General features: G+C 39.4%; 2 protein-coding genes. Both read left to right on the top strand.

Going from position 1 to position 1,438, the window contains the following annotated elements; translation table 11 throughout:
* Window positions 1-594, top strand: a 594-nt coding sequence (locus E1176_RS01485; RefSeq protein WP_155208809.1) for a dicarboxylate/amino acid:cation symporter, incomplete at its 5' end; no start/stop codon positions are given.
* A gap of 53 nt (window positions 595-647) precedes the next feature.
* Window positions 648-1,235 (top strand): NifU family protein, encoded by a 588-nt coding sequence (locus E1176_RS01480; protein ID WP_155208808.1) that lies wholly within the window; start codon window positions 648-650, stop codon window positions 1,233-1,235.
* Window positions 1,236-1,438 lie beyond the last annotated feature (203 nt).

Genomic DNA, 1,438 nt, shown 5'->3' with positions numbered 1-1,438 from the left:
ATATTTAAAGGCTTAGGATCTTATTCACTGACATTATTTGCAGGTCTGATGTTTATGATCTTCGTATTTTATCCAATAATCGTAACAATCTTCATCAAGAAGCTGAGCTATAAAGAATTCTTTAGAAATATAAGCCCGGCACAATTCCTGGCATTTTCTACCAGCTCTAGTGCAGCTACACTACCGGTTACAATGGAGTGTATAGAAGATAACATGGGTGTTTCTAAAAACGTAAGCAGCTTTGTATTACCAATAGGAGCGACTGTGAATATGGATGGTACCAGCCTCTATCAGGCCGTGGCCGTTATATTTATGGCTCAGATGCACCTGGTAGACCTTTCGCTGGGGCAGCAATTGACTATTGTTTTAACAGCAACCCTAGCTTCTATAGGGGCAGCCGCTACACCAAGTGCAGGCCTTGTGATGATGATCATTGTATTACAATCAGTTGGACTCAACCCGGCATGGATTGCGATTATTTTCCCGGTAGATAGAATATTAGACATGTGCAGAACTGTCGTGAACGTTACAGGTGATGCAACTGTTTCTACTTTGATCGCAAAATCAGAAGGAGAATTGCCCAAATACTCGTAAAAAAGGGAACCTTTGTAAAAAATCAGTGTTGACTGTATTAAATCGGCAATAAAATGGAGACGAAAGAGATTAATAACGACCGCATTATAAACATTTACATGGAAGCCAATCCTAACCCAAACTCGTTAAAGTTTGTGGCTAACCTTATGCTCACAGATGATGGGCAAAGCTTTGACTTCCCTGATAAAGAAAGTGCTAAAGACGCGCCTCTCGCCCAGGAATTATTTAATTACCCTTATGTAGATCGTGTATTTTACATGAGCAACTTCGTGACAGTAACGAAGAAGGAGGATGTGATTTGGGAAGAAGTGAGAAACGAATTGAAGGAGCACATCAAAGCTTACTTAGAATCAGGTAAGCCAATCCTTAATAAGGTAGTAGAAGAGCCATTGTTCAATGAGAATGACTCCGAAACTGTAAAGAAAATAAAAGGAATATTAGACGAATATGTAAAGCCGGCTGTTGAAGGTGACGGTGGAGCTATTTCGTTTCACTCATATAATGAGGGCGTTGTAAAAGTATTATTACAGGGCTCATGTAGTGGATGCCCATCATCTACTGTAACGCTTAAAGCAGGAATAGAAAACTTATTAAAAAGAATGCTTCCTGAAATTAAAGCTGTAGAAGCGGAAGGCGTTTAGTCAATGTACAATTAGCAATTAACAATGTGCAATTAACTGCATTGTTTAAAGATAATGAGAAAGCCATTTCGGAAACGGAATGGCTTTTTAGTTTTATCGGCTTTACTTCACTCAGAGCGCAGCGAAGAGTCTCGTTCTATATACCTGTAACAATACTATTCGTCTTCCTCACTCCCGCATATCGGAAGTTACTTGAATCTAGT

The sequence above is a fragment of the Fulvivirga aurantia genome, from assembly GCF_009711475.1.
In the GTDB taxonomy this organism is placed as follows: domain Bacteria; phylum Bacteroidota; class Bacteroidia; order Cytophagales; family Cyclobacteriaceae; genus Fulvivirga; species Fulvivirga aurantia.
Note: the sequence above shows the minus strand (reverse complement) of the source record. Positions and strands in the feature narration are given on the sequence as shown.